This window comes from Streptomyces sp. WAC05292 (assembly GCF_003949955.1).
GTDB classification, from domain to species: Bacteria; Actinomycetota; Actinomycetes; order Streptomycetales; family Streptomycetaceae; genus Streptomyces; species Streptomyces globosus.
In genome coordinates this window covers 1-13,227 of the sequence record NZ_RPSE01000149.1, presented here as the reverse complement: position 1 = coordinate 13,227, position 13,227 = coordinate 1, and the positions used below count along the sequence as shown (strand labels likewise).

10 protein-coding genes are annotated in these 13,227 nt (G+C 71.8%); 5 read left to right on the top strand and 5 right to left on the bottom strand.

Annotated elements, in window-relative coordinates; translation table 11 throughout:
• Positions 1–34: 34 nt before the first annotated feature.
• Genes EF903_RS17415 through EF903_RS17400 form a run of 4 tightly spaced genes read left to right on the top strand, consistent with a single transcriptional unit; the run spans position 35 to position 4,789 of the window.
• Positions 35–1,543 (top strand): bifunctional cytidylyltransferase/SDR family oxidoreductase, encoded by a 1,509-nt coding sequence (locus EF903_RS17415; protein ID WP_125544177.1) that lies wholly within the window; start codon positions 35–37, stop codon positions 1,541–1,543.
• 2 nt (positions 1,544–1,545) lie between these two features.
• Positions 1,546–2,352 carry a rhamnogalacturonan acetylesterase gene (locus tag EF903_RS17410; protein WP_125544175.1) on the top strand — a complete coding sequence of 269 codons (807 nt, stop codon included), beginning with the start codon at positions 1,546–1,548 and terminating at the stop codon, positions 2,350–2,352.
• Positions 2,353–2,364: 12 nt separating this feature from the next.
• Positions 2,365–3,174, top strand: coding sequence for an Ig-like domain-containing protein (locus EF903_RS34735; RefSeq protein WP_125544172.1), 810 nt, complete (start codon positions 2,365–2,367; stop codon positions 3,172–3,174).
• Positions 3,175–3,187: 13 nt separating this feature from the next.
• Positions 3,188–4,789: a glycosyltransferase family 2 protein gene (locus tag EF903_RS17400; RefSeq protein ID WP_125544170.1), complete on the top strand. Its 1,602-nt coding sequence runs from the start codon at positions 3,188–3,190 to the stop codon at positions 4,787–4,789.
• Positions 4,790–4,848: 59 nt separating this feature from the next.
• Here the strand turns inward: EF903_RS17400 and EF903_RS17395 are convergent, their stop codons facing one another.
• Positions 4,849–5,997, bottom strand: a complete 1,149-nt coding sequence (locus EF903_RS17395; protein ID WP_125544168.1) for a hypothetical protein — start codon at positions 5,995–5,997, stop codon at positions 4,849–4,851.
• A 125-nt stretch (positions 5,998–6,122) separates the two neighbouring features.
• On the opposite strand from EF903_RS17395, the gene EF903_RS17390 reads away from it, so the two are divergent.
• Positions 6,123–7,196, top strand: coding sequence for an LCP family protein (locus EF903_RS17390; protein ID WP_125544166.1), 1,074 nt, complete (start codon positions 6,123–6,125; stop codon positions 7,194–7,196).
• Between the two features lie 57 nt (positions 7,197–7,253).
• Here EF903_RS17390 and EF903_RS17385 read toward each other — a convergent pair whose 3' ends face one another.
• From EF903_RS17385 to EF903_RS17370, 4 genes are all read right to left on the bottom strand, one after another.
• Positions 7,254–8,750 carry an amino acid permease gene (locus tag EF903_RS17385; protein WP_125544163.1) on the bottom strand — a complete coding sequence of 499 codons (1,497 nt, stop codon included), beginning with the start codon at positions 8,748–8,750 and terminating at the stop codon, positions 7,254–7,256.
• 127 nt (positions 8,751–8,877) lie between these two features.
• On the bottom strand, positions 8,878–10,794 hold the full coding sequence (gene dxs / locus EF903_RS17380) for a 1-deoxy-D-xylulose-5-phosphate synthase (protein ID WP_125544161.1): 1,917 nt from the start codon (positions 10,792–10,794) through the stop codon (positions 8,878–8,880).
• A 253-nt stretch (positions 10,795–11,047) separates the two neighbouring features.
• Positions 11,048–12,307 (bottom strand): sugar ABC transporter permease, encoded by a 1,260-nt coding sequence (locus tag EF903_RS17375; protein ID WP_260615500.1) that lies wholly within the window; start codon positions 12,305–12,307, stop codon positions 11,048–11,050.
• A gap of 26 nt (positions 12,308–12,333) precedes the next feature.
• A complete protein-coding gene (locus tag EF903_RS17370) occupies positions 12,334–13,122 on the bottom strand; it encodes an ATP-binding cassette domain-containing protein (RefSeq protein WP_125544157.1) in 789 nt (262 codons plus the stop codon).
• Positions 13,123–13,227 lie beyond the last annotated feature (105 nt).

The following is a 13,227-nucleotide window of genomic DNA, read 5'->3' as shown; positions in this document are numbered from 1 at the left end:
GTGCCGCACCCCCAGCCCAGGAAGTAGGAGACCGTTGTCCTCCCATCCCGCCCCCCGCCGCACCATCGCCGTCGTACTCGCCGGGGGGACCGGCCAGCGCATCGGGCTCGAAATACCGAAGCAGCTCCTGAAGATCGCCGGCAAGTCGATCCTGGAGCACACCCTCCACATATTCGAGAACGCACCGGACGTCGACGAGGTCATCCTCCTGATGACCCCGGCGTACGTGGACGACGCCCGCCGCATCGTGGAGAAGGCCCGCCTCTCCAAGGTGACCGGCGTGCTGGCCGGAGGCGCCACCCGCAGCGAGACCACCCGCATCGCCATCCGGGCCGCCTCCGAGCGGCTCGCCGGCGGCGAGGACTGCAACCTCCTCTTCCACGACGCGGTGCGCCCGCTGCTGTCGCAGCGCGTGGTCCGCGAGTGCGTCGAGTCCCTGGAGCGGTACCAGGCCGTCGACGTCGCGATCCCCTCCTCCGACACCGTCATCGTCACCCGCACCCACGGCGACGACGGCGAGTTCATCACCGAGGTCCCCGACCGCTCGCGCCTGCGCCGCGGCCAGACCCCGCAGGGCTTCCGCCTCTCCACGATCGCCGCCGCCTACGAGCGGGCGGCCGCGGACCCGTTCTTCCAGGCGACCGACGACTGCTCCGTCGTCGTCAAGTACCTGCCGGACGTCCCCGTCCACGTGGTCACCGGCGACGACTACAACATGAAGGTGACGCAGCCCGTCGACGTCTTCATCGCCGACAAGCTGTTCCAGCTCGCCTCGCACGCCGCGCCCGCGCAGGCCGGCGAGGCCGCGTACCGCGAGCAGCTGGCCGGCAAGACGATGGTGGTCTTCGGCGGCTCGTACGGCATCGGCGCCGACATCGCGCGGATCGCCGAGGGCTTCGGCGCGCGCGTCTTCGCGATGGGCCGCTCGACCACCGGCACCCACGTCGAGAACCCGGACCACGTCGAGGAGGCGCTGGCCGGGGCCTACGCCGAGACCGGCCGCATCGACTACGTCGTCAACACCGCGGGAGTGCTCCGCGTCGGCCGGCTCGCCGACACCGACGACGCCACCGTCCGCGAGGCGCTGGAGGTCAACTACCTCGCACCGGTGAACATCGCCCGCAGCGCCTACAAGTACCTCAGCGAGACCGGGGGCCAGCTGCTGCTGTTCACCTCCAGCAGCTACACCCGGGGCCGCGCCGAGTACAGCCTGTACTCCTCGACCAAGGCGGCCATGGTCAACCTGACCCAGGCCCTCGCCGACGAGTGGGCCGAGGACGGCATCCGCGTCAACTGCGTCAACCCCGAGCGCACCGCCACCCCGATGCGCACGAAGGCGTTCGGCCAGGAGCCGGAGGGCTCGCTGCTGACCTCCGAGTCGGTGGCGCTGACCTCCCTCGACGTCCTCGTGTCGGAGATGACCGGCCATGTGATCGACGTCCGCAAGCAGGACCCGACCTCCGCCCCGGCGTCCCAGCGCTCCGGGTTCGAGGCGGCGCTCGCGGACGTCCTGATCCGGACCACGGAGGAGCAGGGGGTCTAGGCATGACGTACGCACCCGAACAGCAGCAGGCACGGCGGCCGCGGATCTACGTGGCGGGCGGGTCCAACGCGGTCGGCCGCCCGTACAGCTTCCTGCCCATGGCGGGATGGACGCAGGCCCTCCCCCTCTTCCTCACGGAGGCCGTGGAGGTCGTCAACTGCGCCCGCGCACGGGCCAGTTCGAAGAGCTTCCGCGAGCGTGGCCGGCTCCAGTGGATCCTGGAGGACATGGCCCCGGGCGACTACCTGCTCTTCTCCTTCGGCCAGAACGACATCAAGCCGGACCCCGGCCTGCACACCGAGCCGTTCTCCTCCTTCACGGAGCAGATGGCCGCCTACGTGCACGGGGCGCGCGAGCGGCAGGGCCACCCGGTGGTGATGCTGGGCTACGAGCGGCGGAGGATCGACCGGCACGGCAACGTCGCCCGCTTCCTCGGCGACTACACCCTGGCGGCCCGGCAGCTCGCCGAGGACGAGCACGTACCCGTCGTCGACCTGTACGGGCAGAGCCTGCAGTGGTGGGAGGAGCTCGGGCCGGAGGCGACCAAGGCGGTCTTCACCTACCTGCGCCGGGGCGAGCCGCTCCAGCCGCACGTCCTCGACGGCGACAACGTGCACGTGCGGGCCGAGGGCGCGATCGAGTGCGCCCGCTTCGTGGCGCGCAGCCTGCTGGAGCAGGGCGTCGTCCCGGCCCACTGGGGCCGCGGCCTCGACCGCACCCGCTTCGACTACGACGAGATGGGCTGGCTGGACGAGGAGACGTTCCGCCTGCGCACAGCGTCCCGCGTGTCCACCTTCCCCGGCGCCTGAGGAGTCCGTCCCGTGAACCACCTCCTGTGCCGCGGCCGGGCCCTCGGCGAGGACCCCGCCCAGGGTGCCGTGTACGCGGCGCTGTACAGCTCCGCCGACCCCCGCCTCGGCGTGGCGCCCGGCGAGACGTTCCAGCTCGGCCTGTCCGTGGCGCCCGACGGGGGCGCCCCGCGCGGCTGCGCGTACCTGCTCGGGGCTCCGCTCACCGAATCCGCCGAGGTCGTCGGCGTGCAGGGGCTGGAGTTCTTCCCGCGGCAGCGCTGGTTCCGGCTGCGGGCCGAGCCCGGCGAGAACGCCGCCGGCGTGCTGCACCTGCGCGTCCGCGACTCCGCGGCCGAGCCGCGCATCCGCCCGCAGATCATGGTCGGCGTACCGGATGCGACGGGCCGCAGGACGACCCGCACCGGGCGGCTCGACGCGGAGGCGCTGCCGCTGCGCCGGGCCGTCGCCCGCGGGCTGCGGCTGACGGCCGAGCCCGGCGGCTCGGGATCGGTGAACGTGCTGTCCGCGTGCCCCCCGGGGTGCACGGCCGTCACCGTGACGGCGCCCCGCAACGGCGACGCGCAGCTGTCGTACGACGGCTGGGTCACCTACACCCCGGCCCCCGGCTTCACCGGCTACGACCGCTTCGCGTACACCGTCGCGACCCCGGCCGGCGAGAAGCTGACCTCGCACGTCAACGTCTTCACCGGCCCGCTCGACGCCGTGCCCGGGGCGTTCCCCGCGCACCCGTCGGAGGTCGCCTTCCGGCCCTGGCAGTGGCCCGAGCTGACCGGCGAGATGCCGTGGCCCCGCACCGCACCGTCCGCGACCGACCGATGAGGAACCCCGCAGCATGAACAGCGCCGTCGTGCACCCCGCCGACATCAAGGACGTCTCCGTCGCGGTCCGGGTGAGCAACCAGGCGGCGGCGCTCGACGCCTGCCTGGCCTCGGTCCTCGTCCAGACGATCGGCACGGACCGGCTGGAGGTCATCGGCGTCGACGACGGGTCGACCGACGAGAGCGGGTCGGTCCTGGCCCGGGCCGCGCACCAGTACCCGTCGTTCGTCCGGGTCGGGCAGGTGACGCAGGGCCTCAGCCCGGCGGCGGCCCGCAACTGGGCGCTCAGCCAGGTCCGCGGCCGGTACGTGATCTTCCTGGAGGCGGTGGACCGGCTGGCCCCGGACGCCCTGGAGCGGATGGTCGCCGCGGCCGACGCGAACGAGGCGGACGTCGTCCTCGGCAAGCTGGAGAGCTCCGGCCGGCACACCGTCCCGACCGCCATGTTCCGGAAGAACCAGGCGTACACCGACGCCTGGTCCTCGCGCGTGTACTGGTCGCTGAGCCCCGACAAGCTGTTCCGGACCAGCCTGCTGCACCGGCGCCGCCTGTCCTTCCCCACCGACATGCCGATCGGCGACGAGCAGGTCTTCACGGCCGGGGCGTTCATCGGGGCGGACAACGTCTCCGTCGTCGGTGACGCGGCCTGCGTGGTCAAGGGGCCGGACCCGGCGAACCGGGCGACCCTGTCGGACCGGGTCGCGCTGGCCTCCCGGATGCTGGCGCTGGTCGCCTCGCAGGTGCCCGAGGGTCCGCGCCGCGACCGGCTCCAGGCGCGGCACCTGGAGGTGGAGCTCGGCAAGGCCACGGCCACGGCGCTGCTGTCGGCCGCCGACCCGGCGGAGCGGGACCGGACGCTGTGGGAGGCCGCCGAGGTGCTGCGTACGCAGGCCGCCCCGGGCGCCCTGGCGCTGCTGCCGCGGATGGTGGCGGTCCGCTTCGCCCTGCTCGCGCAGGGCCGGCTCGCCGAGGCGCAGAAGATGGCGGCGTTCGAGGCGGACAAGGACCGGCCCGTGGTCCGCAAGACCGTCGAGGGCGGCCGGGTCTTCACCACCCTGCCGTTCTTCCGCGACCCGCAGGTCGGACTGCCGGACGAGCTGTTCGACATCACCGCGGACATGACCGTCAGCCACCAGCTGCAGAAGGCCCGCTGGGACGGCGCGATGCTGCTCCTGGACGGCTACGCCTTCTTCGAGCAGCTCTCGACGAAGGACCGCGCGACGCGCGTCGTGCTGCGCGAGCGGTCCACCGGCGCGCAGGAGAGCCACGCGGTGACGGCCCGCCGGGACGACACGCTGACCAACGCCAAGGGCAAGACGCGCGCCATGGGCCGCTTCTCGGCGCGCGTCAACCTCGCGCAGACCTCCAGCGGCTGGCCGCTCCCGCCGGGCACCTGGGACCTGTACCTGTCGGTGAGCTTCGAGGGCGTGACCCAGGAGGTGCGGCTCGGCACGCGCCGGGCGCCCGAGCTGGACTCCACCGCGCGGATGCCGGTGCGCATCGCCGACGCGCCCGGCGCACAGGGGATGGAGCTGGCCGCCACCCCGTACTACGCGGAGGACGGGGGCCTCACCGTCGAGGTGGCGCAGCGGATGCCGCTGCCGGGGCGCGGCTGACGCGTACGGGCCCAGCCTCCGCACAGGGGGCCGGGCCCGTACGCGTTCCTGACGGTACGTCAGGCCAGGTACTCCCACGGGCCGAAGGCCAGTCCCCCGGCGGCGGTGTCCTGCCGGGTGCACATGGGTGCGCCCTCCTCGTCGAAGGCGGCGACGACGACGCGGCCGGCCGCGTCGACCGCGACCTGCGGGGCGCGGGCGCCGTGCCCGCCGAGGGAGGCCCACCAGGTGCCGTAGCCCTCGTTCTCGGTGACGTAGGCGGTGACCTCGACGTCCCCGTCGGCGCCGATCTGCGCCAGGACCGTGCAGTCGTAGCCGCCGAGCACCGCGCGCGCGACGCCGGGCGCGCCCCGGCCGCCGGCGCCGCCGAGGCCCATCAGGCCGCCCTGGACGCCCTGGCGGGGGGCCCGCCAGGCGACGAGCGAGCCGTCGCCCGGGTAGCGCCAGAAGTACGTGGCCCGGCGCGGGCCCGTCTCGCAGACGGCGGCGCTGCCGGGGACGACCGGCGTCGGAATCCTGTCGGCGAGCCCGAACCGGCCCTGGCCCATACCGGTCCAGCGGTCGGCGTGCCCCTGGGCGGGAGCGAGGACCTCCAACGTGCCGCCGGCCGGCATCAGCGGGGTCACGTCCCCGCGGTAGGGCTGTCCGGACACCGGCTTCCAACCGCCCCAGGCACCCTCCGCGTTGCGGCTGCGCCGCAGGATGCCCGAGTGCCGCAGCGAGACGATGACATGGGTGGAGCCGGAGCGCTGGTTCACGGCGATCCGGGGCGGCCCGGACAGGCTGTCGTCGTCGGGGCCGCCGCGCAGCCCGGGCGTCTCGAGGCCCCGCCAGTCCATCATCCCGCGGCCCGGCTGGAACTGGGTGGAGACGATCACCTCGGGGCTGCCGGAGTCGGCGTCCGTGGAGCGCAGGGCGACGAAGTGCACGTACCCCTCGCGGCTGCGGGCCATGGCGGCCGGACCGACCCAGCCCTCGACCTCGAAGGGCTCCGGCCCGGTCCAGCCGGTGCGGGGGGCGGCGGCCTCGGTCCAGCGGAGCAGGCCGCGCGGGGTGCACGCGTAGGCGGTCAGCCTGCCGTCGCCGCCGGCGAACAGCCAGTTCCCGACGGGCGGGGAGGAGCTGTGGGGACCCGGCCCGCCCGTGGGCGCGCCCTGCGCACGGCGAGCCGAAGAGGCAGTCCGGTCACTGCCTTTGCCTCGGATCACGCAGCTGTCCACCCTTCTGACGACTATGTCCGTTTTGGGGCCGGGGGTGTTCACCCGAGAGAACCAGCCACTCGAAAGCGTGTCTTATGATGCACCCCATTCGATGATAGAAGGGCACTGCCTCCATGACCGACCGCCCCTCGGCCACCCCCGCTCCCTCCCGGCGCAAGCCGCGGCGCGGCGGCAAGCGCGTCCTGCGGATCGTACTGCTGGCGCTGGCGGTGCTCATCCTGGCGGCCGGCGGGGCCGGCTGGTGGGCGTACAGCCACCTCAACGGCAACATCGACAGCGTCGACCTCGACCAGGCGATCGGCGACGACCGCCCGAAGAAGGTCGTGCCGGGCGCCCAGAACATCCTCGTCCTCGGCTCCGACTCGCGCGCCGGGGCCAACGGCGATCTCGACCACGGCGACGTGGCCGGCGCCCGATCCGACACCGCGATGCTGATCCACGTCCCGGAGGGCCGGGCGAAGGCCACCGCGGTGAGCATCCCCCGCGACACCCTCATATCCCGGCCCGAGTGCAGGAAGGCGGACGGCAAGACCGTCGCGCCCGCCCAGCGGGTCATGTTCAACTCGGTCTACACGCTCGCCGGTCCGGCCTGCGTGGTCAAGACCGTCGAGCAGCTGTCCGGGATCCGCGTCGACCACTTCGTCGAGGTCGACTTCGCCGGCTTCAAGGGCCTGGTCGACGCGCTCGGCGGCGTCACCGTCACCCTGGACCAGCCGATGAGCGGGGCCAAGGGCGGCCTGAAGCTCGACCCGGGCACCCACCGCCTCGACGGCGAGCAGTCCCTGAAGTTCGTCCGCACCCGCTACGGCTACGGCGACGGCAGCGACCTCGGACGCATAGGCCTCCAGCAGCAGTTCATGATCGCCATGCTGTCGGAGATGAAGAAGCAGGACGCCCTCGGCAACCCGGCCCGGCTGTACAAGCTCGCCGACGCCGGCACCAAGTCGCTGACCACCGACTCCGAACTCGCCTCGCTGACGGCGCTCGCCGACTTCGCGCAGAGCATGAAGGGCGTGAACCCGGAGACGATGGAGACCATCATGCTCCCGGTCGCCTACGACAAGGTCGACCCCAACCGGGTGGTCGTCGCCCAGCCGCAGGCGGGAATGCTGTGGGAGGCGCTGCGCACCGACCAGAAGATCCCGGCGGAGGCGAAGAAGTCCCCCGCGAGCGGCTCCAAGGGCTGAGGCGCGCGCACCGGGTGCGGCCGGTCGGACCCGGCCGCACCCGGTGACGGTGCGGGATCAGTACGTGGCGTCCTGGCCCGCCTTGGCCAGGCGGCTGTTGCGGCGTCCGTAGACGAAGTAGACGACGACGCCCACGACCATCCAGATGCCGAAGCGGATCCATGTGTCGACCGGCAGGTTGAGCATCAGCCACAGCGAGGCCGCCATCGACAGGATCGGGATGAACGGCACGAGCGGCGTACGGAAGGAACGGTGCAGGTCGGGCCGGGTCCGGCGCAGGATGATCACGCCGAGGGCGACCACGACGAACGCGAACAGCGTGCCGATGTTGACCAGCTCGGCGAGCTTCTCCAGGCTGGTGAAGCCGGCGACGACCGCGATGATCACGCCGAGCAGGATCGTCGCCCGGTACGGGGTGCGGTACTTGGGGTGGGTGACGGAGAAGACGCGCGGCAGCAGTCCGTCGCGGCTCATCGCGAAGAACACGCGGGTCTGGCCCAGCAGCAGGATCATGCACACGGTGATCAGGCCGACGGAGGCGCCGAGACTGATGGCGCCGGCGAAGAACGGCTGGTTCACCGATTTGAACGCCTCGGCGAGCGGGGCGCTCGGTGACATCTGCGCGTAGTTCTGCATGCCGGTGACCACCAGCGTCACGGCGACGTACAGCACGGTGCAGATGAGCAGCGAGCCCAGGATGCCGCGGGGCATGTCCCGCTGCGGGTTCTTCGTCTCCTCGGCCGCGGTCGCCACCACGTCGAAGCCGATGAAGGCGAAGAAGACGAGGGATGCCGCGGTGAAGATGCCCATGACGCCGAAGTTGGTCGGCGCGTACCCGAACAGCACCTGCACCAGGGGGGCGTGGAGGCCGCCCCCGGCGGGCTGCGGCTCGGCCGGCGGGATGAACGGCGAGTAGTTGTCGGCCTTGATGAAGAACACGCCGGCGATGATGACCAGCAGCACCACGGTCACCTTGATGGCGACGACGATCGCGGTGATCCGCGCCGACAGCTTCGTCCCGACGACGAGGATCGCCGTCAGGACGAGGACCAGCAGGAACGCGAACAGGTCGAAGGTGCCGCCCGCATCCGGCCCGGACAGCGCGACCGGCATGTCCCACCCGAGGTTCGTCTGCATCAGGTTGCGGATGTAGCCGGACCAGCCGACCGCGACGACCGCGGTGCCGAGCGCGAATTCGAGCACGAGGTCCCACCCGATGATCCAGGCGGGCAGCTCGCCGATCGAGGCGTACGAGAACGTGTACGCCGAGCCCGCCACCGGCACGGTGGACGCGAACTCGGCGTAGCACAGGGCGGCCAACGCGCAGACGATGCCTGCGGCGACGAACGACAGGGCGGTGGCGGGTCCGGCATTGTTGCGCGCTGCGATGCCCGTGAGGACGAAGATGCCGGTGCCGATGATGACACCCACGCCGAAGACGGTCAGGTCCCAGGCCGACAGCGACTTTCGGAGCGCGTGTTCCGGCTCCTCCGTGTCGCGGATGGACTGCTCCACCGTCTTCGTGCGGAAGGGGCTGTTGAGATCCGTACTCACCGACGCACCTCCGAAAGGCGACGACGCAACGGAACGGGCCGGGAGGCCCACCCCCTCCAGGGTGATCTCCCGGCCCGTGTGCTGCAACCGCGCGCGCCCTCCGCGGCGGCGCGCCGCGTGCGTCCGGCTAGTCGACGGCGGCGGCCGGCTCGCTGTCGAGGCGGCCGTCCAGCTTGGCGACCAGGCCGGTGACCTGCCGGGCGATGTCCGGCGCGGTCAGGCCGATCTCGGCCAGGATCTCCTTGCGCAGCGCGTGGTCGAGGAAGCGCTGCGGGATGCCGAAGTCGCGCAGCGGGACGTCGACGCCGGCGTCGCGCAGGGCCTGCGACACGGCGGCGCCCACACCGCCCACGCGGCCGTTGTCCTCGACGGTGACGACGACGCGGTGCTGCTCGGCGAGCGGGGCGAGCGCCTCGTCGACCGGCTTGACCCAGCGCGGGTCGACGACGGTGGTGGAGATGCCCTGCCTGTCGAGGAGGTCGGCGACCTCCAGGCACATCGGGGCGAGGGCGCCCACCGAGACGAGCAGGACGTCCGGGCGGGTGACGTCGGCTGCGGGGCGGCGCAGGACGTCCATGCCGCCGATGCGGCCGACCGCCGGCACGGCGGGGCCGACGACGCCCTTGGAGAAGCGGACGACGGTCGGGGCGTCCTTGACCTCGACGGCCTCGCGGAGCTGGGCGCGGAGCTGCTCGGCGTCGCGCGGGGCGGCGAGCCGCAGGCCGGGCACGACCTGGAGGATCGACATGTCCCACATGCCGTTGTGGCTGGCGCCGTCGTCGCCGGTGACGCCGGCGCGGTCCAGGACGAAGGTGACGCCGCACTTGTGCAGGGCCACGTCCATCAGGACCTGGTCGAAGGCGCGGTTGAGGAAGGTGGCGTAGACGGCGAAGACCGGGTGGACGCCGCCGGTGGCCAGGCCCGCCGCCGAGGTGGCGCCGTGCTGCTCGGCGATGCCGACGTCGTAGATGCGGTCCGGGAACTCCTCGGCGAACTTGTTCAGGCCGACGGGGTGGAGCATGGCGGCGGTGATGCCGACGACGTCCGGGCGCTCGCGGCCGATCTTGACCATTTCGTCGGCGAAGACGGAGGTCCAGCTGGCGGCGGCCGTCTTCACCGGCAGGCCGGTGTCCGGGTGGATGACGCCCACCGCGTGGAAGCGGTCCGCCTCGTGCTCCAGGGCGGGCGTGTAGCCGCGGCCCTTCTGGGTGAGGCAGTGGACGATGACCGGCCCGCTGAAGCGCTTGGCGCGCAGGAGCGCGGACTCCAGGGCCTCGATGTCGTGGCCGTCGATGGGGCCGATGTACTTCAGGCCCAGGTCCTCGAACATGCCCTGCGGGGCGATGAAGTCCTTCAGGCCCTTCTTGGCACCGTGCAGGGTCTCGAAGAGCGGCTTCCCGACGACCGGGGTGCGCTCCAGGATCTCCTTGCCGCGGGCCAGGAAGCGCTCGTAGCCGTCCGTGGTGCGCAGGGTGGCCAGGTGGTTGGCGAGGCCGCCGATGGTCGGGCCGTAGGAGCGCTCGTTGTCGTTGACGACGATGACGAGCGGGCGGTCCTTGGCGGCGGCGATGTTGTTGAGGGCCTCCCAGGCCATGCCGCCGGTGAGCGCGCCGTCGCCGATGACGGCGGCGACGTGGTGGTCGGTACGGCCCAGCACCTCGTTGGCCTTGGCGAGTCCGTCGGCCCAGCCCAGCACGGTGGAGGCGTGGGAGTTCTCGATGACGTCGTGCTCGGACTCGGCGCGCGAGGGGTAGCCGGACAGGCCGCCCTTGGTGCGCAGTCCGGCGAAGTCCTGGCGGCCCGTGAGCAGCTTGTGGACGTACGCCTGGTGACCGGTGTCGAAGAGGACCTTGTCCTTGGGCGATTCGAAGACCCGGTGCAGGGCGATCGTCAGCTCGACCACACCGAGGTTGGGGCCGAGGTGCCCGCCGGTCTTGGAGACGGCGTCGACGAGGAAGGACCTGATCTCGGCGGCGAGCTCGGTGAGCTCCTCCTGGCTGAGCCGGTCCAGATCGCGCGGTCCCTTGATGCGGGTCAGCAGCACCCGTGCCTCCTTGCAGTTGCTGGCTGGTCTGTCGAGTCTAATGTTCCGTCGGCGGAGCCGGTCATCGGGCTGCCGCAGGCGGGTCACAGCTTTGTCATTCCTGCACGGATCGCCCGGGCGCCACACATCACATCCGGGTGCTTATCCGCACAATTGCCCGCACGGACGCACGTGGGGACGTACGCACGGGTGCCCGGCGCCACACGGGGTGGCGCCGGGCACTGTGACCGGTCTTACCGCGCCGGGCGCGTCCTCAGGCGCGTCCGGCCGTCTTCTGGGTCTTGCGGGTGACCGAGTCGATCACCACGGTGGCCAGCAGCACCGCTCCGGTGATCATGTACTGGACGGGCGTGGCGATTCCCTCGAGGGCCAGACCGTACTGGATCGAGGTGATGACCAGGACACCGAGGAGGGCGTTCCAGGTGCGGCCGCGGCCGCCGAAGAGGCTGGTGCCGCCGATGACGGCCGCCGCGATCACGTTCATCAGCAGGTCGCCGGCGCCGGCGCTCTGGTTCGCCGCCGCGATCTTGGAGGCCCAGAAGAGCCCGCCGACGGCGGCGAAGGTGCCCGCGATGGAGAAGACCGCGATGCGGATGCCGGTGACGTTGATGCCCGCGCGGCGGGAGGCCTCGACGCTGCCGCCGAGGGCGAAGACGTTCCTGCCGAAGGTGGTGCGGCGCAGCACGAAGTCCGTGCCGACCAGCACCAGCACGAAGAGCACCACCGCGAGCGGGAGGCCCTTGTACTGGTTGAACACCGCGGCGGGGCCGAAGGTGAACACGGCCAGCAGGCCGGTGCGCAGCAGCAGCTCGCTCATCGGGCGGGACGGGACGCCCGCGGCGGCCCGGCGCCTGTTGTCGGTGAAGGCGGCCAGGAAGTACCCGGCCGTGGCGACCGCGGCGAGGCCGTAGGCGGCGGCCACGTCCGTGAAGTAGTACGTGGTCAGCTTGCCCACGACACCGTCGGAGTCGATGTTGATCGTGCCGCTGCTGCCCAGGATCTGGAGCATCGCGCCGGACCAGAACAGCAGGCCCGACAGGGTGACGGCGAAGGCCGGCGCGCCGATCCTGGCGAAGAAGAAGCCGTGGATTGCGCCGATCAGGGCACCGCCGCCGATCGCCGCCAGGACCGCCACCCACTCGTTGACCCCGTTGGTGACCGCGAGGACGGCGAAGAGGGCGCCCGAGACGCCGCTGACCGAGCCGACGGAGAGGTCGATCTCGCCGAGCAGCAGCACGAAGATGATGCCGACGGCCATCATGCCGGTGGCGACCATCGTGATCGCGATGTTGGTGAGGTTCTCCGGGGAGAGGAAGTTCGCGTTCAGCCCCTGGAAGATGCCCCAGATCACGATCAGGCCGATGACGACGGGCAGGGACCCGAGGTCGCCGGCCTTCATCTTGCGGCCGAACTCGCTCAGGTAGCCCGAGAGGCCCTGCTCGCGGACGAGCAGGCGCGGGTCCACCGCGGGGATGGCGTCGGCCGGGGCCGCGGGGTTGGCGAGCTTCGCCACGTCCTCCGCGTGGTGGTGTTGGGTGCTCACTTGCGGGCCTCCCCGGTGCGGGCCGCCCGGCGGGTCACGGCGTTGTCCGTGGCCCCCGTGATGGCCGAAATGATCTCTTCCTGCGAGGTTTCGGCGACCTTGAAGACACCGTTGTTGCGGCCCAGCCGCAGGACCGCCACGCGGTCGGCGACGGCCTTCACATCGGCCATGTTGTGGCTGATGAGGATGACGGCGTGGCCGCGCTCGCGGAGCCGCTCCACCAGGTCGAGCACCTGTGCGGTCTGCTCGACGCCGAGGGCGGCGGTGGGCTCGTCGAGGATGACCAGCTTCGGCTCGCCCAGCATGGAGCGGGCGATGGCCACGGTCTGGCGCTGGCCGCCGGAGAGCGAGGCGATGGGGATGCGGACGCTGGGAATCCGGATGGACAGGGTGGTCAGGAGCTCGCGGGCGCGGCGCTCCATCTCCACCTCGTCCAGGACGCCGCGGCGCTTGAGCTCGCGTCCGAGGAAGAGGTTGCCGACGACGTCGATGTTGTCGCACAGCGCGAGGTCCTGGTAGACCGTCGCGATGCCCAGGTTCTGGGCGTCGTGGGGCTTGGTGATCGCCACCGGCTTGCCTTCCCACTCGATGACGCCGTCATCGATGGGGTGGACGCCTGCGATCGTCTTGACGAGCGTGGACTTGCCGGCGCCGTTGTCGCCGACCAGGGCGACCACCTCGCCGGAATGGATCTCGAGCTCTACGTCGGTCAGCGCCTGGACGGCGCCGAACCGCTTCGAGACCCCTCGCAACGCCAGCACGGGCGCAGCGGACACATGAACCATCTCCTTCGCCGCCGACGGGCGGGGATGTCGTGCAGTAAGTGCAGGAGCGGGGTGGAGGAATCGTTTCTGCCCGGCGGCGAAGGAGATGGTTCATGTGTCCGCTGC